This is a genomic window from Paenarthrobacter sp. NPDC057355, assembly GCF_042667405.1.
Classification (GTDB): Bacteria; Actinomycetota; Actinomycetes; order Actinomycetales; family Micrococcaceae; genus Arthrobacter.
Genome location: NZ_JBHVAL010000012.1, coordinates 8,652 through 30,729 on the forward strand (window position 1 = coordinate 8,652; position 22,078 = coordinate 30,729).

At 64.0% G+C, this 22,078-nt stretch carries 10 protein-coding genes; 7 read left to right on the forward strand and 3 right to left on the reverse strand.

Annotated elements, in window-relative coordinates; all coding sequences use genetic code 11:
• Window positions 1-965: 965 nt before the first annotated feature.
• The 3 genes from ACFUOZ_RS13810 to ACFUOZ_RS13820 all read right to left on the reverse strand — a co-directional run bounded on the left by ACFUOZ_RS13810 (window position 966) and on the right by ACFUOZ_RS13820 (window position 4,536).
• Window positions 966-2,648, reverse strand: coding sequence for a DUF885 domain-containing protein (locus ACFUOZ_RS13810; protein ID WP_377549056.1), 1,683 nt, complete (start codon window positions 2,646-2,648; stop codon window positions 966-968).
• A 71-nt stretch (window positions 2,649-2,719) separates the two neighbouring features.
• Window positions 2,720-2,956: an acyl-CoA carboxylase subunit epsilon gene (locus ACFUOZ_RS13815; RefSeq protein ID WP_377549058.1), complete on the reverse strand. Its 237-nt coding sequence runs from the start codon at window positions 2,954-2,956 to the stop codon at window positions 2,720-2,722.
• The gene (locus ACFUOZ_RS13820) at window positions 2,953-4,536 is read right to left on the reverse strand and encodes an acyl-CoA carboxylase subunit beta (RefSeq protein ID WP_377549061.1); all 1,584 of its coding nucleotides are present in this window, start codon (window positions 4,534-4,536) and stop codon (window positions 2,953-2,955) included. Before ACFUOZ_RS13820 ends, ACFUOZ_RS13815 begins: the two co-directional genes overlap by 4 nt.
• A gap of 217 nt (window positions 4,537-4,753) precedes the next feature.
• On the opposite strand from ACFUOZ_RS13820, the gene ACFUOZ_RS13825 reads away from it, so the two are divergent.
• The 7 genes from ACFUOZ_RS13825 to ACFUOZ_RS13855 all read left to right on the forward strand — a co-directional run bounded on the left by ACFUOZ_RS13825 (window position 4,754) and on the right by ACFUOZ_RS13855 (window position 22,065).
• Entirely contained in the window at window positions 4,754-5,632 is an 879-nt protein-coding gene (locus ACFUOZ_RS13825) for an SDR family oxidoreductase (RefSeq protein WP_377549063.1), read from the forward strand.
• A gap of 67 nt (window positions 5,633-5,699) precedes the next feature.
• The gene (locus ACFUOZ_RS13830) at window positions 5,700-6,623 is read left to right on the forward strand and encodes a biotin--[acetyl-CoA-carboxylase] ligase (RefSeq protein WP_377549065.1); all 924 of its coding nucleotides are present in this window, start codon (window positions 5,700-5,702) and stop codon (window positions 6,621-6,623) included.
• Window positions 6,616-7,209 (forward strand): PH domain-containing protein, encoded by a 594-nt coding sequence (locus ACFUOZ_RS13835; RefSeq protein ID WP_377549067.1) that lies wholly within the window; start codon window positions 6,616-6,618, stop codon window positions 7,207-7,209. The genes ACFUOZ_RS13830 and ACFUOZ_RS13835 overlap by 8 nt, the downstream gene beginning before the upstream one ends.
• Window positions 7,199-8,398 carry an adenylate/guanylate cyclase domain-containing protein gene (locus tag ACFUOZ_RS13840; RefSeq protein WP_377549069.1) on the forward strand — a complete coding sequence of 400 codons (1,200 nt, stop codon included), beginning with the start codon at window positions 7,199-7,201 and terminating at the stop codon, window positions 8,396-8,398. Before ACFUOZ_RS13835 ends, ACFUOZ_RS13840 begins: the two co-directional genes overlap by 11 nt.
• Before the next feature lie 149 nt (window positions 8,399-8,547).
• Entirely contained in the window at window positions 8,548-14,682 is a 6,135-nt protein-coding gene (locus tag ACFUOZ_RS13845; RefSeq protein ID WP_377549071.1) for an Ig-like domain-containing protein, read from the forward strand.
• A gap of 250 nt (window positions 14,683-14,932) precedes the next feature.
• On the forward strand, window positions 14,933-21,028 hold the full coding sequence (locus ACFUOZ_RS13850; protein ID WP_377549073.1) for an Ig-like domain-containing protein: 6,096 nt from the start codon (window positions 14,933-14,935) through the stop codon (window positions 21,026-21,028).
• A gap of 65 nt (window positions 21,029-21,093) precedes the next feature.
• Entirely contained in the window at window positions 21,094-22,065 is a 972-nt protein-coding gene (locus tag ACFUOZ_RS13855) for a MoxR family ATPase (protein WP_144662001.1), read from the forward strand.
• The last annotated feature ends 13 nt before the right edge of the window (window positions 22,066-22,078 follow it).

The following is a 22,078-nucleotide window of genomic DNA, read 5'->3' on the forward strand; positions in this document are numbered from 1 at the left end:
TCGGGTGCGAGCACCAATAGACGGCCGCCGAGAGGTGCACCTGGAAAGGGTGCCCTGGCGAGGGGTGGGGTGAGAGTAGCAAATAGGGTGGCCGCCGGCGTCGTTGTTGTGGTCCGCACCCCGTAACGCCGATCGCACCCGTAACCGCTGGTGCATTTTGCGGCTAGGGGTGCGAAGCCAACGCCGAAGGGGTGCGCTTGGCGGAATCGGGTGCGAGCACCAATAGACGGCCGCCGAGAGGTGCACCTGGAAAGGGTGCCCTGGCGAGGGGTGGGGTGAGAGTAGCAAATAGGGTGGCCGCTGGCGTCGTTGTTGTGGTCCGCACCCCGTAACGCCGATCGCACCCGTAACCGCTGGTGCATTTCGCGGCTAGGGGTGCGCAGCCAACGCCGAAGGGGTGCGCTTGGCGGAATCGGGTGCGAGCACCAATAGGGCCCGGAAGGTGCATCGGAAAGGGTGCGTCTGGCGAGGGGCGGGGTGAGAGCGGCAAATAGGGTGGCCGCCGGCGTCGTTGTTGTGGTCCGCACCCCGTAACGCCGATCGCACCAGTAACCGCTGGTGCATTTCGCGGCAAGGGGTGCGCAGCCAACGCCGAAGGGGTGCGCTTGGCGGAATCGGGTGCGAGCACCGGTAGAGGCCCGCCGAGGGGTGGACCTGGAAAGGGTGCCCTGGCGAGGGGGCGGGGTGAGAGTGGCAAATAGGGTGGGTGCCGGCGTCGTTGTTGTGGTCCGCACCCCGTAACGCCGATCGCACCGGTAATCGCTGGTGTATTTTGCGGCAAGGGGTGCGCAGCCAACGCCGAAGGGGTGCGCTTGGCGGAATCGGGTGCGAGCACCGCGCCAAAGGGCGCAAACCCCGCCGGACAAAGCTTGGTAGGAACGCCAAAGGCCGGGCGCCCTGCGGTGTGCGTCCGAGCAATGAAGGAGCAGCAAGCCGAGGTGCCCGGCCGTGGGCGCTCAAGCGGACTAACCCAGCAACGCCCTTCGCAGCACATCCAGGCCTACCGAGCCTATGTTCAGGGCTTTGCTGTGGAAGGACTTGAGATCGAATTCCCCCCGCCCCTCCAGGTCCGTCCTGATCTGTTCCCAGAGACGTTGGCCTACTTTGTAGGAAGGGGCCTGTCCCGGCCAGCCGAGGTAGCGGGCGAATTCGAACTGAAGTTGGCCCTCGCTGATATCCAGGTTGGCCTTGAGGAAGTCGAAGCCCTTCTCCGGGGTCCAAGTGCCGGAGCCCCAGCGTTCGGGAACCGGCAGCTCCAGGTGGACGCCGATGTCGAACACCACGCGTGCCGCGCGCATGCGCTGGCCGTCCAGCATGCCCATGTGGTCGCCCGGGTCCTTGAGGTAGCCCAGCTCGAGCATGAGTTGTTCGGCGTACAGCGCCCAACCTTCACCGTGGCCCGAGACCCAGCAGACGTTGCGGCGCCAGTTGTTCAGCAGCTCGCGGCGGTACGTTGCCGTTGCCACCTGCAGGTGGTGTCCCGGGACTCCTTCGTGGAACACCGTGGTGGTTTCGGACCACGTAGTAAAGGTGTCTTCGCCTGCGGGAACGGACCACCACATCCGGCCTGGCCGGGAGAAGTCGTCCGAGGGGCCGGTGTAGTAGATGCCGCCGTCATCGGTGGGGGCGATCATGCATTCAAGGGTCTTCATGACGTCCGGGATGTCGAAGTGTACGTCCGCCAGTTCGGACACGGCGCGATCTGAAAGTTCCTGCATCCAGGCTTTGAGGGCATCGGTGCCCTTGATTTGCCGGGCGGGATCGTTGTTCAGGATGCTCTTGGCTTCCTCGATCGACGCACCCGGCTTGATCTGCCCGGCAACCTTTTCCTGTTCACCGATGAGCCGGTCCAATTCCTGTACACCCCAGGCGTACGTTTCTTCCAGGTCCACCGCTGCACCCAGGAATGACCGGGAGGCAAGGGCGTAACGTTCGCGTCCAACGGCGTCCTTTTCCGGGGCCATCGGGAGGAGTTCGTTCCGCAGGAAGGCGCCCAGCGAACTGTACGCCGAACGCGCGGCGGCTGTTCCGGCGTCGAGCTTGTCCTGAACGTCGGCGGGCAACGGGGCGTCGCCAATCCGGGCATTGGCGGCCAATTTGGCAAAGAATCCGTCATCGGCGGCGTAACGGCTGGTCTGCTCGATGACGATGCGGACCTGCCGGGCGGCGGAGACCTTCCCGGAGGCAGCGGCTGCCCGAAGCGATGAAATGTAGCCCTCGATCGCGCCCGGCACGTTGGCCGCGCGGCCGGCGATGTGCCCCCACTGTTCCGCCGTGTCGGTGGGCATGAGGTCGAAAATGGCGCGGATGTCCTGGGCCGGGGATGCGATGTTGTTCAGGTCCGCCGCGTCCCAGCCGGAGGCGTGGATCTCCAGATCCAGGCCGAGACGCTCGCGCATCGCATCAAGCGTTACGGCATCGGTTTCGTCAGCGGGCTCAAGTGCAGCCAAGGAGTCCAAGGCCTCCCGTGCAGCCTGGGCGTGGGCAGCCGCCCCGGCCGGCGAATAGTCCTGGTACTCCGTCTCGTGGCCGGGCAGCCCAAGCGTGGTGGCGAAGCTGGGATTGAGTTCGATCAGCTTTTCTGTGTACGCGTCAGCGACGGCGTCGATGGCAGACTTCGGGCGTACGGGGGTGTTTGCAGTAGTCACCCACAGAGCCTAACCGTGACGAACGCCACGTGAAAGGGTTGTTGAACTTATTTGCAACGTGCCGCGGGGAATCAGCCCCGGCTGCGCCGCCACGCGCCCGGACCCGGTGTTGGGTCAAGGCGCAACTGCTGGCGGCGCACCCAGTGCCTGACGTTCGGCTTGGACGGCTCCGCTTCCTGTGGAGCGCCAAGGGAAACCACGACGGCGGCAATCGCCGCGAGCTCTTCGGCCGTCGGTTCGCCCTTGACCACCGAGAACAGGGGCTGCGCGGGCTCCTCGGCCGGCGAAGGGGTCTGTGCGGTGGTCACAGCGGGATGTTTCCGTGCTTCTTGGTGGGCAGGCTCGCACGCTTGTCACGCAGGGCGCGCAAGCCACGAATAATCTGCAGGCGGGTATCCGAAGGTGCAATGACAGCGTCAACATAACCAAGCTCAGCGGCCTGGTACGGGTTGAGGAGTTCTTCCTCGTAGCCCTGGATGATCTCTGCACGGCGGGCCTCGACGTCTCCTCCGGCCTCGGCCACGGCTGCGAGATCGCGGCGGTACAGGATGTTCACCGCGCCCTGGGCGCCCATGACTCCGATTTGGGCGGTGGGCCAGGCAAGGTTGAGGTCGGCGCCGAGCTTCTTGGAACCCATCACGATGTACGCTCCGCCGTACGCCTTGCGGGTGATGACGGTGAGCTTGGGAACAGTAGCCTCCGCGTAGGCATAGAGGAGCTTGGCGCCGCGGCGGATGATGCCCTGGAACTCCTGGTCCTTGCCGGGGAGGAAGCCCGGGACGTCCACGAGGGTGATGATGGGGATGTTGAAAGCGTCGCAGTGGCGGACAAAGCGGGCGGCTTTTTCCGAAGCCGAGATGTCCAGCGTTCCTGCGAACTGCATGGGCTGGTTGGCCACGATGCCAACAGTGTGGCCTTCAACGCGGCCGTAGCCAATGATGACGTTGGGGGCGTACAGCGACTGCATCTCCAGGAAGTGTGCGTCGTCCACGATCTGCTCAATGACCTTGCGCATGTCATAGGGCTGGTTGGCCGAATCCGGAATCAGCGTGTCCAGGGCGAGGTCGGCGTCGTCGAGTTCCAACTCCTGGTCGTGCTCAACGACCGGAGCCTCGGAGAGGTTGTTGGAGGGCAGGAAGTCCAGGAGTTCACGGACGAACTCGATCGCATCGGCTTCATCGGATGCCAGGTATGTGGACGTGCCGGTAGTGGCGTTGTGCTGCCGGGCACCGCCCAGGGTTTCCATGTCCACGTCTTCGCCGGTGACGGTCTTGATGACGTCCGGGCCGGTGATGAACATGTGGGAGGTCTTGTCCACCATCACCACGTAGTCGGTCAGGGCAGGGGAATAGGCCGCGCCGCCGGCGCACGGACCCATGATGAGGGAGATCTGGGGGACCACGCCTGAGGCGTGGACGTTGTTGCGGAAGATGTCCGCGAACATGGCCAGGGAGGCGACGCCTTCCTGGATGCGTGCGCCGCCGCCGTCGTTGATGCCGACAACCGGGCAGCCGTTGCGGAGGGCGAATTCCTGGACCTTGACGATCTTTTCGCCGTTGACCTGGCTGAGGGAGCCGCCGTAGACGCTGAAGTCCTGGCTGTAGATGGCAACCAGGCGGCCATCCACGGTGCCGTATCCGGAGACGACGCCATCGCCCAGGGGCTTCTTCTTTTCCATGCCGAAGGCGGTGGAGCGGTGGACGGCCAAGGCGTCGAACTCGACGAACGATTCGGGGTCGACCAGGAGGTCGATGCGCTCACGGGCGGTGTTCTTTCCGCGTGCGTGTTGCTTCTCGATTGCTTCCGGGCCGGAAGGCTGCTCTGCCCGTGCCTGGCGGTCGCGGAAGTCGGCAATCTTTCCCGCTGTCGTTGTCAGATCGTGGCTCATCAAGTGTCTCCGGCTCTGTAGCTGATATTCGCTGGCGCAGTCCTGAGTGCGGACAAGTAGCTGACTTAAGTAGCTTCCGTACAAAGAACAGGCCCCGCAGGCCAGTCTAGTGACGCGTTTGCCGCGAACCGCTGTAGAAACCCTACAATTTTCCGCGTCGTAGCCAAATCCATCACTATGTTACCCGCCGGTAACATAGTTGGGCTAGAGTGTCCCCATGACTTCAAGCAACGATGCTTCCAGCACACTTTCCCAGAGTGGCAGCCCCTACGTCGCCACGGGTTCGCTCAAAGGCAGGACCATCCTGATGTCAGGCGGCAGCCGCGGCATCGGCCTGGCCATCGCCACCCGTGCCGCACGCGATGGCGCCAACATCGTCCTCATGGCCAAGACCGGCGATCCGCACCCGAAGCTCGAGGGGACGGTCTTTACCGCTGCAGAGCAGCTGGTCGCCGCTGGCGGACAGGCCCTGCCGCTGGTCGGGGACGTCCGCAATGATGACGACGTCGCCGCCGCGGTTGCCGCCGCCGTCGAGCGTTTCGGGGGCATCGACGTCGTGGTCAACAACGCTTCCGCCATTGACCTGTCCCGCACCGATGCCGTCGACATGAAGCGGTACGACCTCATGCAGGACATCAATGTCCGCGGCACGTTCCTGTTGTCGAAGTTGTCGTTGCCGGCGCTCAAGGAGTCGGGCAACGGCCACATCCTGACGCTTTCCCCGCCGCTGAACCTCGACCCCAAATGGGCGGGCATGCACCTGGCCTACACCATGGCCAAGTACGGTATGAGCCTCACCACCTTGGGGCTCGCCGAAGAGTTGAAGAACGACGGCGTGTCGGTCAACTCGCTGTGGCCGTGCACCTTGATCGACACCGCTGCGATCCGGAACATGCCCGGTGGCCGGCAAATGGTGCAGGCGGCCCGCGGGCCGGAGATCATGGCCGACGCAGCGCACGCGGTACTGACGGGCCCGGAAGCTACAGGGAACTTCTACACCGATGAGGAAGTCCTGCGCGCCGCCGGCGTCTCGGATTTTGCGCCCTACAGCCTCGGTGCCCCCGAAGACCGCCTGGTGCCGGACATCTTCCTCTAAGCCGATTTACAGGTTCTTTTCAGGGCATCAGGCCTTCCCGGCCGGTGCAACTGGATAGGATTCAGCTATGGATGCCGAACAGCCCAACAGCAGCGAACCGCACGTGCCCTCCAGGGGCGTGGAACGGCCCGCGCTGGATCGCGAAGCGCTGCAACAACCAGACTTCCTGTCCGCCACTGGCATCTCACAGTTGAATATTGTCGACTCGACGGGCTCCACCAACGCGGACCTCGTGCGGGCAGTGAGCGTGGAGCCGAAAAAGTGGGGCGACCTCGCTGTATTGACGGCCGAACACCAGACAGCGGCCCGCGGACGCCTGGACCGGCACTGGGAAGCTCCCGAGCGCTCTGCGGTGTCCGTCTCCATCGTGCTGCGGCCCGTCACGTCCCAAGGCATGCCGGTTCCGACGCAAAGCTACTCGTGGTTGTCACTGCTGGCAGCCGTCGCCCTGCGTGAAGCGCTGCAGGAAACCGCCGGAGTCACTGCCGAGATCAAGTGGCCCAACGATGTCCTGGTCAAGGGCCGGAAGATCGCCGGTATCCTTGCCCAGATGACCGGGCTCGGGGACGGCTCCGTCCCGGCGGTGGTCCTGGGCGTCGGGCTGAACGTATCCCTCGCCGAGGACGAGCTGCCGGTTCCCACCGCGACGTCCCTCGCCGTCGAAAGGGCCACGACGACGGACCGCACCGCACTGCTGAAAAGCTACCTATCGCGTTTTGCCAAGCTCTACCGCAGCTTCTGCAACTCCGAAGGGGACCCTGCGGCCGGTTTGGCCGGCGGAGCGTCGCTGCATAAGCGGGTTGAATCGGCCATGGTCACCCTGGGGCGGGAAGTCCGGGCACATCTGCCCGGAGATCTCGAACTGGTGGGGCACGCATCCCGCCTGGACGAGCACGGTTCCTTGCTGGTGGTTGACCATGGTGGCCGGGAACATGTCATCACTGCAGGCGATGTGGTGCACCTGCGTGCCACAGAAAGCGGTTATGCGTAAAGAGTTGCTTCCGGGGGAGCAGGTCATCACCATTACGCGTCAACAGGCCCGCTCCCTTTTCTTTCCCGCGCTGGCCTTCATCGTTGTTCCCGCACTCGCCGCGTACGCCTGTGCATGGATCGTCAAAGGCAACGCACAGCGCCTGGTTCCCTTCATCACAGTGGATTGGACGCCCTGGCTCATGGGTGCCTGCGTTCTGCTGGCCGCGTGGGTCCTGGCGGCGTACAGCCTCAAGCGCGTCCTGAAGTGGCGATCCATCCGGTACATCCTGACCAGCAGACGCATACTTGCCAGATTCGGAATGTTCCGCCGGAATGATTGGCAGGTTTCCCTGGCCTCGATTCGCAACGTGGGCGTCCATCAAAGCCTCATCCAACGGACATTGCACTCGGGGAATATATCCTTGGATACCGGGCACTCCGGAGCAGCGTTGCTGACCGATGTTCCTGAGGCCGGCAAATTCAGGGGCTTCATTCTTGACGCGATGGACGAACTCCCGAAAGGTGAGGTTGTTGAGGGTGAACTGCTGGACGACTATGAAGAATTGCCGTGGGAATTGAGAGAAGGTGGATGGGATGAGCGTTGAGGATCAGCAGTCCGGCGAGGACCTCGACCAGGAGTTCGACGCCGTACCCGGACCTTCGGACGCAGGACCGGAACCTGACGTGGACGACGACGCTGAACCCGGCTCCTCGCCTGCGCCAGTACCCACGGGTCCGCCGACCGGCGTGATGTCGGCAGAACGGCTCGCCATCAAAGCACTGGAATCGAAGCTGCTTGGTGGTGAACGCAAGCTCCGGCGTCGTGAAGTGGCGGCCGGCGCGGGCGTATCCATCCTGTCTGCGCGCAAGGTGTGGCGGGCGTTGGGATTCCCGAACTTCAACGATGAGGACGTAGCGTTCACTGAGCGCGACCAAGCTGCCCTGTCCCGCATCCTGGACCTTGTTCGGGCAGGTCTCCTGACTGAAGAAGCTGCCATCTCCGTGACCCGGTCCATCGGCCAGATGACGGACCGCATGGTGGTCTGGCAGATCGAGGCCCTGGTGGAAGACATGGTCTCGGAGCAGGGCATTCCGGATGCGGTGGCCCGTAAGCAGTTGGTGGGCCGTTTGCCATCCTTGGTGGACTCCCTCGAAGAGATCCTGGTCTACTCCTACCGCCGCCAGCTCAACGCCGGCATTCAGCGGTTGGCTGTGCGGGCCGAAGCCGGGTTGCAGGCCAGCGAGGAAGGCCGCGAAGGGGACGAGGACGACTCCCCGTTGCCCTTGGCGCGCGCCGTCGGGTTCGCCGACCTCGTCTCCTACACCAGCCTCTCCCGGCGAATGAACGAAAAAACCCTGGCCCAGCTGGTGCAGCGCTTCGAGAACAAATGTGCCGAAATCATCTCCGTTGGGGGTGGGCGACTGGTCAAGACCGTGGGCGACGAAGTCCTCTACATTGCCGAGACGCCGGCTGCCGGGGCCGAGATTTCCCTCGCCTTGGCACAGGCCTTCACCGAAGATGAAATCCTGCCCCAATGCCGCGTGTCCATGGTGTGGGGGCGGATCCTGTCCCGGCTCGGCGATATCTACGGACCCACGGTGAATCTGGCCGCGCGCCTCACGACGCTGGCCCAACCCGGAACTGTACTGGTGGATGCCATGACCGCTGCGGCCCTGGGCCAGGATGATCGCTTTGTGCTGGTGCCCCAAAAGTCGGAGAACGTGCGCGGCTTTGGTGAGATCCACCCGGTCATGCTGGCCAGGGGACGCGGCAAGGGCCTCGTCTTGGATTAAAGGGCCGGTTACAACACGGGAACTGTTGCGCGCGTCCTGCTCCATGTTTCGAAGCCTTGGCTAATCGATGGATTAACCCGCTACTCTTAGCTTGTTTGTGTCGTGATGGCCGGAGTTCGGTGCTGGCTGCCTAAAAGTGGGGAATGTGGATGGCTCTGACCGATGGGTCCGGGAATCGCCGTGTCAAAATTCGACGGCGGCGGGTTATCACAGCTACCGCCTTCACAGCCGCGGCCGCAGTCCTGGTGACCGGCGCGATCCTCTATCCCGGATTCAAGACCACCGAGGTGGACCTTAACGACGGCGGCGTCTGGGTCATCAGCAAGTCCAAGGGTGCCGCCGGGCGGCTCAACTATCCGTCCAAGTCCCTGGACGGCGCCGTTACCCCGGCCAGCAAGGACTTCGACATTCTGCAGCAGGCCAGCGACGTTTTCATCGACGACGTTGATGGCGCCACCATCAACCCGGTCAGCGCGGCCAACATGCGGTTGGGCGGCGACCAGAAGCTTCCCGGTTCGGCCGACGTGAGCTTCGGCAACCGGGTCCTGGCCGTCACCGACCCTTCCAAGGGCAAAGTCTGGGCACTCACGGCGGGGTCAGTGGGTGGATTCAGTGACGAATCCGAGCCCGTGCTGGAGCAGTCCACCGGCATCGTGTCCGTTGTCGGCAAAGACGACACCATCCATACCGTGGACCCGGAAACCGGCAGCGTGACGGACACCAAAGTCGATGCCAACGGCCAGTCCGTGGACTCGCAGGTCCGCAAGGATGACGCCCTGAAGGCCCCGGGAGACCTCCAGCTGACCGCCGTGGGAGACAAGGCGGTTGTCCTCAACGAGGCCACAGGAAACCTCGTCCTGCCCGGCGGAGCCACGGTGCACTTGGACGACGCCCGTGACGCAAAGCTGCAGCAAAGCGGAACCTCTGCGGATTTCGTGGCCATTGCCACCACCAAAGCACTGTTGCTGCAGCCGCTCGATGGAAGCACTGCCAAGACCATACCGGCCGACGGACAGGGCGTTCCGGCAGCGCCTGTCCACCTGGGCAGTTGCACCTACGCGGCCTGGTCCGGAGCCAACAAGTACCTCCGCGAATGCACCAACCAGGCTGACAGCCGCCGCGCCGACGTGCCCAAGGCGAGTGCGTCGCCGTCGTACGTTTTCCGGGTCAACCGCGATCTCGTGGTCCTGAACGATGTCAACTCGGGCAACGTCTGGATGGTCAACCAAAACATGCAGTTGGTCAACAACTGGGACGACGTCATCCCGCCGGAGCAAACCTCGGACGACGCCGATAAGGACTCTGCTGACGAAGTCCAGCAGACGGTCCTTCCGGACCGCAGCAAACCGAACACCCCGCCGGTGGCGAAACCCGACGCTTACGGCGTGCGGGCCGGCAAGACAACCCTCCTGCCTGTGCTTGACAACGACGCCGACTCCGACGGCGATGTCCTGACCGTTTCGGCTGACCAAGCACTTAAATCCGGGGCGCTGGCGCCGGTCTACGGTGGGACGGGCTTCCAGATCACTGTTCCCGCCGGGCAGTCCGGTTCGGAGTCGTTCAAGTATTCCGTGGACGATGGCCGCGGCGGCACCGCATCCACGAACGTGGACCTCAGGATCGTTCCACCGGGAGAAAATGCTGCCCCCCAGCAAAAACCAAACAGGAATAATGCGTTGGTGGTGCAGGCCGGCAAGATCGCCAACCAATACATCCTCAGTGACTGGATCGACCCCGACGGAGACGACCTCTTTGCGGTGTCTGCCGCCAGCAGTGATCCCGCCGACCAGGTCCGGATCAGGCCGGACGGGCTGCTGACGTTCCAGGACTCGGGTGCGGGGCCAGGGAAGAAGACGATCTCCGTTACGGTCTCGGACGGAACACTGAGCACCGATGGGCGCATCAGCGTTGATGTCCGGGCCCCGGGAGCCCTGCCACCCATCGCGAATGCCGACCACGTGGTGGCGGTCGCCGGCCAGGACACGGTGATCGCTCCACTCAAGAACGATTCCGACCCCCAGGGCGGCACCCTGCGCCTTGCCCAAGCACAGCCGGACGACCAAGCCACGGCAGTGATTGGTCCGGACCAGCAGACGTTCACGTTCAACTCGACCAGCGTCGGCCCGCACTATGTCACCTACATGGTCACCAACGGGCCAGCGAGTGCCCAGCAGCTGGTGCGCGTCGACGTCGTGTCCGGCAGCAACGACGGCGCTCCTGTCGCGGTCCGGGACATCGCCCTGCTGCCCAGCGGTGGCAGCACGGTGGTGGACGTGCTGGGCAATGACTCCGACCCCGCCGGTGGGGTACTGGTTGTCCAGTCCGTGACGGCAGCGGATGGTCTTCCTGTCTCGGTGGCGGTCCTGGACCACTCTGTCGTCAAGATCACCGATATCCATGCGACGGGCCAGCTGTCCCTGAAGTACACGATTTCGAACGGCAAGGCCTCGGCAACGGGCGACATCTCCGTGCAGGTCGTCCCGGCCCCCAGCAAGCTCCAGGCGCCGCAAGCCAAGCCTGATGAAGTGTCTGTGCGGGTAGGCGATGTTGTCACCATCCCTGTGTTGGAAAACGATTCCGATCCCAACGGTGGCGAACTGAAGCTCGACGCCGTCCTGGCGCAGCAGCCGGACGTGGCGGACGGACGGATGTTCGTCGCGGGCAACTACCTGCGCTTCATCGCGGGCGAGGTTCCCAAGACGGTGTACGCGATCTACAAGGTCAGCAATTCCTCCGGCCAGACCGACTCCCAGCAGGTGACTATCCGCATCCGCGCCAGGGATGACGCCACCAACACCCGTCCCGAACCACGCAACCTGACGGCGCGGGTTGTGGCAGGCATGACCGTCAAGATACCGGTTCCGCTGGACGGCATCGATGCCGACGGCGACTCCGTGCAGCTCATCGGCGTGGACAAAGCACCGGCCATGGGCACCGCAGTGGTGCGGGACGGCTACATCGAGTTCACGGCCGGGGGAAAGTCCGCCGGTACGGACACCTTCAGCTACCGGGTCCGCGACCGGATTGGCGCCGAAAACACGGGGACGGTGATTGTGGGCATCGCTCCGGCTGAGGCAAACAACCAAAAGCCGATCGCCGTCGACGACGCCGTTGATGTCCGTCCCGGCCGCCGCATCGCGGTGGATGCCTTGAAGAACGACTCCGATCCCGACGGCGACCCCATCGCCCTGGTAAATTCCTTCGAAGCCAACCCCGGCCTTCAAGTGGAGGCCGCCTCGGGCAAGGTCCTGCTGACCGCGCCCGGCGCAGCCGGTACCGAGAGCATCAGCTACCGGATCCAGGACGACAAGAAGGCCGAAGCCAGCGCTGTGGTCCGCGTCCAGACAAGCCCGACGGCGCCCCTGCACGTGCCGATTGCCGTGGACGACCGCGTCACACTGGCGGAGACGCTGGGCAAGACAGCGGTCGACGTTCCGGTCCTGAAGAACGACTCGGATCCCGACGGCGTAGCTGAGGATCTCACCATCACGTTGCCGGACGGGAATCCGAATGCACGCGTCGGTACCTCGGGGAACGTCGTGGTGACTCTCGTCCCGCAGGACCAGCTCATCCCATACACCGTCACCGATATCGACGGCCAGTCCGCTACGGCCGTGATGTGGATCCCGGGCCAGGGCCTCCAATACCCGACCCTGGCCAAGACTGATCCCGTGGAAGTCATGTCCGGCAAGGACGTCACGTTGTCCCTGCAGGAGTACGTCCGCGTCCGGGAAGGCCGCCAAGCGCGCATCACGGTGGCTGACAAGATCCGCGTCCAAGGCGGAGATCCCAGCAACGTCATCTCGGGCGACGGAAACGCATTGCGCTATGCGGCACAAGCCGACTACGTCGGTCCTGGTTCCATCACCTTTGAGGTTACGGACGGCTCTGGCCCGGATGACTCCCAGGGCCTGAAGTCCACACTGACCATCATGACCAAGGTCATTCCGGACCCCAACGCCAACCACCCGCCTACCTTCAGTGGCGCTTCGGTGGAGGCGCCCAAGGGTGAGACCACCGACGTCGAGCTGGCCAACCTTGCCAAGGACGTGGACGAGCGCGACCAAGGCAACCTGAAGTTCGAGCTCGACGGGGAACAACCGACTGGTTTCCAAGCCAAGGTTGAAGGAACCGTCCTCAAGATCAGCCCCGACCTTTCCCTCAATCCGGGCGCTGTAGGTACTTTCCCGCTCAAGGTCACCGACGGCCGTTCCGATGCCGTGCGGGCAACCGTCACCGCCACCGTTGTCTCCTCGAACCGGCCGCGTCCGGTAGCGAACGACGACTCCGTGGACAAAGCCAACGCTGGCCGTTCGGAAACGGTCAATGTCCTCGCCAACGACTTCAACCCCTTCAACGATGCCCCCCTGACCATCGAAAACGCTGCGGTGGAAACAGGATCTGCCGCCGGCCAGCCAACGGTCTCCGGTGACTCGATCACCGTTACCCCGGCCGAGGGCTTCAAGGGCGTGATGGTGGTCCGGTACACGGTGCTGGATAAGACCAAGGACCCCTCAAGGCAGGCCACGGGCCGTGTCCGTATCACGGTGCGTGACAAGCCGGACGCTCCCTCGGCGCCCGTGGCCACGGATGTGCGAAGCCGGACCGCTGTGCTCAAGTGGACGCCGCCGTCGGACAATGGCGCAGCCATCACCAAGTACACCGTGAAAGCGGCGGGCTTCGAGCAAGTGTGCCCCACCACCACCTGCACGCTGTCCGGGTTGACCAACAACGTGAAATACGTGTTCACCGTTTTCGCCACCAACGAGGTAGGCGATTCGCCGGCATCAACGGCCTCCAACGAGATCAAGCCGGATGAGAAGCCTTCACCGCCCGATGCCCCCACCGTCAAGGCGGGTGACAAGAACATGGCGATCACCTGGACCCCGGCCAAGACGGAGGGATCACCGGTGAAGCACTACAACTTGGAAATCTCGCCGCCTCCGGCCAACGGTATCGCCGTGAAGAACGAGGTCACAGGCCTCAGCTACACATGGCCCGGCCTCACCAATGGCGTGAAGTACAAGGTACGGGCCCAGGCAGTGAATGATCTCGGGCCCTCGGACTGGGGCATGTACTCCATTGAGGACAACCCGGCAGGGCTTCCCGGCGCTCCCGCGGCCCCAACCACCGCTGTGGTGCAGTCGGTGGGAACCCAAAACCAGCTCCGTGTCGATTGGACAGAACCGGACATCAATGGTGATCCGATCAAGGCGTATTACGTCACCATGAGCGGTGGTAACGGAGTGCCCCAGACGCAGACGATCCCCGGCAACGTTCGCTCCGCAGTTTTCACCGCGCAGAATGACGAGAAAGGCTACACATTCACGGTGCAAGCGGAGAACAAAGCCGGAAAGGGCAGCGTCAGTGCACCCTCGGCGCCACGGCGTGCCACCGGCATGCTGGGCCGGGTTAACAACGTCTCAGCGACACCCGCCAATACCGGGGGAGCCGGCCGGGCCGTGACCATCAATTTCACAGCCCTTGACCAAACTCAGCGCAACGGATCCGCCCAAAGTGAAGTGAGCTACCGCTACGTCGCCAGTACCGGACAATCGGGTCCCATCAGCCCCGGGCAAACGGTCAGTGGCTTCACCAATGGGCAGGCCACCACCATCACTGTCAACGCTGTATCTACTGTGGCACCCAGTTCGAATCCCAGCGCTCCGGCGACCACCACACCGTATGGTTCGCCGGGCACGCCGTCGGCCTCCGGCTCCAACGGCGGCCAGAACCAGACCACCCTTACCTTGAACTGGTCCTCGCCTTCCACGGCCGGCAACGACGTTGCCGCGACCAAGATCCGGATCACGGGCGGTGGAACGGACACCGGGTGGATCAACGAATCCGCCTCAGGCAGCCGCGTGGTGAACACGGGCGGCTACAACCAGACGCGCACTATTGAAGTCCAGACCTTCAACTCCGTGGGCCAGGGTGGACCAGTGGCTTCGGCCAGTGCCCAGAGCGGTCCGCAGAAGACATCCTGGGACGCGACCCTGCCCGCAGGAAGTTTCAGAACGTGCACCGACACCGCGCCATCCGGTCAGACGTCGTGGGATCCGAATACGCCAGGCCACCGATGTGACGGCGTGGTCTATGGCACCCCATGGCAGTACGAGTCGAATGGTTCCTTTACGGTCAACTGCTACATCAACCGCAGCACCCCGTACCTGAACTACGCCGCCTGGTACCGCCTGACCAGTGGACCGAACGCTGGCCGCTTCATCGCGCAGGGCAACACCACCTTGGGCGATCCCGGACCCCACCAGATTCCGCAATGCTGAGGCCATCAGCTGCGCGGTGCAGGGAAGTTGTCCCCATCGCCTCCCACGGCGGCGGCACTGTACGCTGTCACAGCCAATGGATAGCCCGCTCCCGGGTTTCCTTGGCTGGCCGCGGGGCGCGTGGGATAGTCTTAGGGACTGAAAATTCCGCCGCCGTTCGGGGGTACTGCGGATTGTACGGCTGTCGGCACTCGCCGGTTGGCCTGGAAGCCACGTGGGGGCGGCTGAAAACAAAGGGAATTCTGGGGCTGTGACAACTTTCTTCGGCAAGCTGGGGCTGAAAAAGCGTCAAAACAAGAAAATCATCACGGGCACCGCTGCGACTGCGGCGGGCGCTGTGCTGATCGCCGGGGCTGTGCTGTACCCGGGGTTCAAGACCACAGAGGTGGACTTGAACGACGGCGGTGTGTGGGTCGTGAGCAAAACCAAGAATGCAGTAGGGCGGCTGAACTATCCGTCCCGCGTCCTCGATGGCGCCGTGACGCCCGCCACCACCACATTCGATGTCCTGCAGCATGAAGGCAACGTGTTCGTCGACGACGAGTCCGGCTCCACCATCAACCAGGTCTCCGCCGCCAACCTGAAGCTCGGCGGCGACAAGCAGCTCCCGTCGTCGTCACAAGTGAGCTACGGCTCCACGGTCCTCTCCGTGACGGATCCTGCCCGGGGCAAAGTGTGGGCGCTTTCTCCCTCCACCGTCAACGGCTTTGACGAGGAGGGGACCGAACCGGTCTTGACGGGGGATCAGGGCCTGGTCTCAGCGGTCGGCGCAGACAACCGCATCTACACTGCCGACCCCGGCAAGGGAGAAATCTCAGTCATTACCGTTGACGCCGACGGCCAGCGCACCAACTCCGAGGTCACGAAGGTGGAAGAGCTGAAAGGCGCCGGTGATCTCCAGCTTTCCGTGGTGGGGGACAAACCGGTAGTCCTGGACGCTGCCTCAGGGAACCTTTTCCTTCCTGGCGGCCGCAGACTCCAACTGCAGGACGCCCGCGAGGCCAAGCTCCAGCAGACCAGCGAGGACAGCAGCTACGTGGCCCTCGCCACCCGCAAGGCACTCCTGAAGCAGCCCCTCGACGGGTCCACAGCCGCCACTGTCAACGCCGACGGTGAGGGAGTACCCGCAGCCCCTGTCCAGGTCAGCAAGTGCGTCCACGCCGCTTGGTCAGGCGCGAACAAGTACATTCGCGACTGCGACAATGACGCCGATGACAAGAAGAACGACGTCCCCAAAGCCAGTGCTTCGCCGAGCTATGTCTTCCGCGTCAACCGCGATCTCGTGGTGCTCAACGATGTGAACTCGGGCAGCGTATGGCTGGTCAACCAGAATATGCAGCTGGTCAACAACTGGGATGATGTGGTCCCGCCAAAGAACCAGTCCGATGACCAGGACCAGGAGTCCGCGGACAACAACACCATCAACGTCCTGCCGGACCGCACCAAGCCAAACCGTCCGCCGGAAACCAAGCCGGACGAATTCGGCGTCCGCCCGGGCCGGACCTCCATTTTGAGCGTCCTGGACAACGACTCAGACCCCGACGGCGATGTCCTCACCGCATCGGTGGGTCCCAACGGCCCCAAGATGGGCGCCCTGGAGAATATCTACGGTGGCTCCGCCTTCCAGATCAAGGTTCCTGCGGATGCCAAACCGGGAACGGAAGTCTTCGACTACAACGCCGCGGACGGACGCAGCCTGTCGGCGGGCGGCAAGGTCACCCTCCATGTGGTGGCCCCGGAAGAGAACAAGCCTCCGTTCTTCAAGCGCGGTGAGCCCACCACCATGTTGGTGGAACAGGGGAAGTCCGTCAGCCAGAACATCCTGACAGACTGGATGGATCCTGACGGCGACGACCTGGTCCTGCTGGACGCCAAGACGGACAACGACCAGGACCAGGTGAAGGTGCGCCGCGACGGCCTGCTGACGTACCAGGATTCCGGGGCAGCACCGGGCAAGAAGAACGTCACAATCACTGTGTGGGATGGCCGCGCCACAACTACCGGACGAATCGTGGTCAATGTGCAGCCGCCGGGCGCCCTGGCACCGGTGGTCAACGCCGACCACGTGACAGCCGTGGTGGGCCAGGACCTGGTCATCGCACCGTTGAAGAACGACGTCGACCCCAACGGCGGCGCGCTGCGCGTGGCCCACGTCGAGGCCGCCGGGCCGGCCGAACTCGGTCCTGTGACCGACGGCGGCACCTTCACGTTCCGGAGCACCACGCCCGGGCCCATCTATTTGACGTACATCGCCAGCAACGGCCCGCAAAGCAGCCAAGGCCTCATCCGAGTGGATGTCGAGTCCGGCAAGGACGCGGGTGCTCCTGTCGCAGTCCATGATGTGGCCTTGCTTCCCGTAGGCGGCAGCGTGCTGGTGGACCCGTTGGCCAACGACTCCGATCCTTCCGGAGGCGTGCTGGTCCTGCAGTCCGTGACGGTTCCGGATGGCTCCTCCGCTTCCGTCAGCGTGATCGACCACAGTGTCCTGCGTGTCACGGACGTCCTTGGCTCCAAAGATCCGTTCGTCTTCAGCTACACCATGTCCAACGGCCGCACCTCAGCCACCGGAACGGTGGGCGTCGTACCGGTGCCGGCACCCGCCGTCGTGGAGGCTCCCCAACCCAAACCGGACGAGGTGAACGTACGCGTGAACGACGTCGTCACCATTCCGGTCCTGGACAATGACACACATCCCCAGGGTGAAGAGCTCTCAGTGGATCCCGTCCTGGCCCAGACCATTGCCGAAGAAGACGGTAAGGCGTTTATCTCCGAGAAGACCCTGCGCTTCATCGCCGGTCCCACGCCCAAGACAGTGCGTGCCATCTATAACGCCGTCGATCCGCAGGGCCAGAAGAGCGCGGCCGCGGTGACTATCCATATCCTTCCGCTGGAAGGCACCCAGAACTCGCGTCCGCAGCCGCAGAACCTGACGGCCCGCGTTGTGGCCGGCGGCAGCGTCCGGATTCCTGTTCCGCTGGACGGCATGGATCCCGACGGCGACTCCGTCCAGCTCACCGGCATCGACAGCACGCCCACCACGGGAACGGCGACGGCGGGAAGCAGCTTTATCGATTTCGTCGCCGCCGGTGACGGCGCGGGTACGGATACGTTCCGTTACAAGGTGATTGACCGCCAGGGTGCGGTCAACACCGGAACGGTGACTGTGGGCGTCGCTCCCCGCGGGGAGAACAACCAGAAACCGGCACCCGTCGATGACGAAGTGAAGGTTCGTCCCGGCCGGCAGATCGCCGTCGATGCCATCGCCAACGACACCGACCCCGACGGTGACATCATCCGCATTCTCTCTGACAGCCTCGAAGCCGATGCCGGCCTGGACGCCCATGTCAGCAAGACCAGTGGACGCGTCCTGGTGACGGCGCCGGCGGCAGAGGGCACCGTGAACGTCCGCTACTCCGTGGCAGACGACCGTGACGCAGTCGGACAGGCCAGCATCCGCGTGGTGGTCAAGAACGACATCCCGCTCCAGGCACCGATTGCCCGTGACGATCGCGTGACATCGGCCCAGACGCTCGGAAAGACGGCCGTGGACGTTCCCGTGCTCAAGAACGATGAAGATCCCGACGGTGTGGGGGAAAACCTCAAAATCAGCACCGAAGTGACCACTGCGCGTCCCGGGCCTGAGGGCAACGTCATTGTCGAGCTCACTGAGCAGCCGCAGTTGGTTCCCTACACAGTTGAAGACGTGGATGGTCAGAAGTCCACAGCCATCATCTGGGTTCCCGGCATCGGCCAGCAGGTCCCCACCCTTGCCAAGGACGAGGTCATCGAGTTGGTCTCGGGCCAGTCGGTGACGGTCGACCTTGCCGAATGGGTAAAGGTGCGCGAGGGCCGTTCGCCCCGGCTGACGCAGACCGACCGGATCAAGCTCATCGGCGCCGACGGCTCAGATCCGGTGGCGAACGGTGGTACTGGTCTGAAGTACAGTGCCGGTGCCGAGTACGTCGGTCCTGGCTCGATCAGTTTCGAAGTCACTGACGGAATCGGTCCGGACGATCCCAACGGACTGAAGTCGACGTTGAGCATCCGGACCAAGGTGTTGCCGGATCCCAACAAGAACAACCCGCCTGTCCTGCTCGGCAGCGACGTGGACGTGCCGAAGGGTGATTCCGCGAGCCTGGATCTTGAAAAACTCACCTCGGATCCTGACTCGGACGATGTCCAGAACATGAAGTATGAGCTGACAGGCTCTGCCACGAGCGGCTTCAAGGTGTCGGTGGATGGCAAGACCCTGAAGGTTTCCGCGGATGATTCCGTGCAGATCGGACAGTCAGGCACTGTACAGGTGAAGGCCAAGGACCGCCGCGGCCTGGAGGCCGTTGCAACCTACAAGCTCTCACTCGCGGCCTCCAACCGTCCGAAGCCTGTTGCCAACGACGACGCCGAGGCGGACGCACAGTCCGGCAAGCCCGTAACGGTCAACGTCCTGGCCAACGATTCGAACCCGTTCCCGGACACGCCGTTGAAGATCGTTTCAGCCGTCACGGAGACAGGTCAGGGCACGGCCGAAGCGGGCGGCGACAACGTCACTGTCACCCCTGCTGGTGGTTTCACCGGCACCATGGTGGTCGCCTATACGGTGCAGGACAAGACGGGCGAGATCTCGCGCTACGCCACGGCCCGCATCCGTTTGACTGTCAAGGACAAGCCGGCGGCGCCCAGTACACCCCTGGCCCAGAGCGTGGGCGACCAAACGGCATTGCTCACTTGGAACGCGCCGGCCGACCGTGGTTCGCCCATCACCAAGTACACGGTGTACGGCGAGAACGGCTTCAAACAGGATTGCCCCGCCAACACGTGTACGCTGACCGGCCTGACCAATAACGTGAAGTACCACTTCGCCGTCACGGCCACGAACGCCATCAACGAATCCGAGCGTTCGCCGGTATCTGCCGAGGTCCGTCCCGACGTCAAACCGGACACCCCCGTTGCTCCCACGTTGAAGTTCGGCGACAAGCAGCTTTCCGTCGCCTGGGTTCCTCCGGCGAGCAAGGGTTCTCCCATCAAGTCCTATGATCTTGAGATTTCTCCTGCCCCGGCAGGTCAGAATCCCCAGATCCAGAACCTGACGGGCAACAGCCACGTCTGGACAGGGCTGACGAATGGTGTTGCCTACAAGGTCCGGGTCCTGGCCCGCAACGATGCCAAGGAACCGTCGGAGTGGAGCACCTACTCGGCCTCGGAGACGCCGGCGGGTGTGCCGGCCACACCGGCTGCCCCGTCCGTTGCCGGTGCCGGTTCCGTGGGCAGCCAGAGCCAGTTGCAGGTCAGCTGGGCGGCCCCGAACAACAATGGCGACGCCGTGTCCACCTACACGCTCACCACGTACCGTGGTGGCGCGGCAGTTGGTTCCCAGGCCGTGGCAGCTACCTCCCAGAACGTGACAGTGGATAACTCGGAAGCGGACTACTCATTCACGGTCTCGGCCACCAACAAGGCCGGCGTCAGTGGCGTAAGCCAGCAGTCCAATGCCATCCGTGCCGCGGGCAAGCCTGGAATGGTGGGTGCACCCTCGGCAGCCCTGGTGGAGACCAACGCCGACGGCGGTAAGATCCGTGTTGCGTTCAACCCGCTCTCCGCGGCGGAACGGAACGGTGCCAACGCCAACGAGATCAGCTACCGCTACGCCCTGACCTCCGGGTCCGGCACTGGTGCGATCCCCGCCGGTGGCGGAGTTGTGGCAGCCCCCAACGGAGCCGACACAGCCGTGGTCGTGTGGGCCATCTCCTCCCGGAACCCCACGCCCGGTGACCGCAGCCCGGCGTCGAACACTGTGAATCCTTACGGCCTTGCCTACGCTCCGACCGTTACTGGCAGCAAGAGCAGCGGGGTAGGGGACAAGACGGTGTCCTGGACATGGAATGCTCCCAACGGCAACGGCCGGCCGGTTACCGGCTACCAGTACAGCCTCGACGGCGGGGCTTGGCAGAACACTGACCAGCGGAGTTTCTCCAAGACCGTTGGGTTCAGCGAAACACACACCCTGCAGGTCCGCGCCGTCAGCGGTGGACAGGCAGGACGGGTTGGAAGCGACACTTCACGCAGCGGGGCTGAGCCGCCGCCGCCACAGCCCCCGGCAGGGGAGATCAGGGCGCACAACAACACCTGCCCCGGGAAGCCAGGACAGGCGGATACATACAACCCGAGCGGTCCGAGTTGTGGCGTTGGCTGGGTCTCCAACTCGGAAGGGTGGTTGAACGTCAACTGCACCAAGGACATCTACAACAACGGCACGCCCTGGTACCGCGTCACACAGGGCAGCCACCCCGACTGGTTCGTAAAGTCCACGACTGTGGATCTGCGCGGAACCAAGCCCGGCGGGTGCTAGCCACTTCCGGCCGGCACCAACAACAACTTCATCCCACCACCGAACACAAGGAACAGGATCAACCGATGACCATGACAAGCGAGCAGGCCGCGTGGTTTGCAGAAACGTTCGAGAAGCTCGTTGCCAACGTGGGCCAGGCCGTCCTGGGCAAGGAACACGTCATCCGGCTGACCTTCACTGCGATGCTGGCCGAGGGCCACGTCCTCTTCGAGGACGCACCGGGCACGGGTAAGACCTCGCTGGCCCGGGCCTTGGCCGCAACGGTCCAGGGTTCGCACAACCGCATCCAGTTCACCCCGGACCTTCTGCCCTCCGACGTCACCGGTGTGACCATCTACGACCAGAAGACGCAGAAGTTCGAGTTCCACAAGGGCCCGGTCTTCAGCAACATTGTGCTGGCCGATGAAATCAACCGAGCCTCGCCGAAGACCCAGTCCGCCCTGCTCGAGGTCATGGAAGAGTCCCGCGTGACCGTGGACGGAACCACCTACGAGGCCGGACGGCCGTTCATGGTGCTGGCGACGCAGAACCCGATCGAGCAGGCCGGTACCTACCGTCTTCCCGAAGCCCAGCTTGACCGCTTCCTGATCAAGACCTCCATCGGTTACCCGGACCACGCTTCCACCGTGCGCCTGCTGGGCGGCTCCAACCTGAAGGACCGCTCGAAGGACCTGGCAGCCCTGATCACCACCCAGGCCGTGGCCGACATGGCGGACCTCGCGGCGACAACCCACGTGGACACCGCAGTGCTCGAGTACATTTCGCGTCTCTGCGAGGAGACCCGCAACGCCTCCGAAACCCGACTGGGCGTATCGGTGCGTGGCGCGCTGGCCATGGTCCGTGCCGCCAAGGTGTGGGCAGCGGGTCAGGGCCGGAACTTCGTGCTGCCGGACGACGTCAAGGAACTGGCGCCCGTGGTGTGGACGCACCGTCTGGTCATGGATCCTGAGGCTGAATTCTCGGGTGCCACACCGGAGGTTGTGCTCGCGCGCGTCCTCTCCGAGGTGGCTGCTCCGCAACAACGCGCCACAGCCTAAGCCACCACAGCCC

Excerpts from the sequence above, each read along its gene's own strand:
- ACFUOZ_RS13830 (WP_377549065.1), top strand. The coding sequence starts at position 5,700 with ATGGATGCCGAACAGCCCAACAGCAGCGAACCGCACGTGCCCTCCAGG.
- ACFUOZ_RS13820 (WP_377549061.1), bottom strand. The coding sequence starts at position 4,536 with ATGAGCCACGATCTGACAACGACAGCGGGAAAGATTGCCGACTTCCGC.
- ACFUOZ_RS13835 (WP_377549067.1), top strand. The coding sequence starts at position 6,616 with ATGCGTAAAGAGTTGCTTCCGGGGGAGCAGGTCATCACCATTACGCGT.
- ACFUOZ_RS13840 (WP_377549069.1), top strand. The coding sequence starts at position 7,199 with ATGAGCGTTGAGGATCAGCAGTCCGGCGAGGACCTCGACCAGGAGTTC.
- ACFUOZ_RS13855 (WP_144662001.1), top strand. The coding sequence starts at position 21,094 with ATGACCATGACAAGCGAGCAGGCCGCGTGGTTTGCAGAAACGTTCGAG.
- ACFUOZ_RS13845 (WP_377549071.1), top strand. The coding sequence starts at position 8,548 with ATGGCTCTGACCGATGGGTCCGGGAATCGCCGTGTCAAAATTCGACGG.
- ACFUOZ_RS13825 (WP_377549063.1), top strand. The coding sequence starts at position 4,754 with ATGACTTCAAGCAACGATGCTTCCAGCACACTTTCCCAGAGTGGCAGC.